This window comes from Streptomyces nanshensis, from assembly GCF_001751255.1.
GTDB classification, from domain to species: Bacteria; Actinomycetota; Actinomycetes; order Streptomycetales; family Streptomycetaceae; genus Streptomyces; species Streptomyces nanshensis_A.
Map to the genome: position 1 here is coordinate 1 of NZ_LJGW01000501.1, position 558 is coordinate 558.

At 71.9% G+C, this 558-nt stretch carries 1 protein-coding gene; it reads right to left on the reverse strand.

Annotated features, from left to right (window positions below; genetic code table 11):
* Positions 1-558: IS110 family transposase (locus AN218_RS29070; protein ID WP_141747736.1), on the reverse strand; the 558-nt coding region annotated here is incomplete at both ends.

The following is a 558-nucleotide window of genomic DNA, read 5'->3' on the forward strand; positions in this document are numbered from 1 at the left end:
GCATCCACCGCCTTGGCGGCCAGGGCCTCGGGGGTGCGGACCTTGCGGTTGCGCAGCCAGGTTGTCAGCCGGCGCAGGCCGGTGCGGCGGATCGCCGCCGGCGTCTGGTGGCCCGTCAGCAGCAGGAGGGCTCCGGCCGTGCCGATGTCCAGGACACGTTCCAGGGCCGGGAACATGCTGTTGAGCAGGCCCTTGAGCCGGTTGGTGGTGCGGGTGCGGTCGGCGACCAGGTCAACGCGCCGCTCGGTCAGCAGTTTCAGTTCGATGCCCGCGTCATCGCCCGGCCGGATCGGCTGCAGGTCACGGCGCATGCGGGCCTGGTCGGCAATCACTCGCGCGTCCCGGGCGTCGGTCTTGCCCGCGCCGCGGTAGCCCTCGGAGGCGCGGTTGACCGCGATGCCGGGGATGTAGACGAGTTCCTGGCCGTGGTTGACGAGCAGGGCGATCAGCAGCCCGGGGCCGCCGCCTGCCATGTCCAGTGCCCAGGTGACCTCCCGGCCGTCGGCGAGGTCCAGGACGTCGCCGACCAGCTTCAGCAGTTCGGGTTCGTCGTTGGCC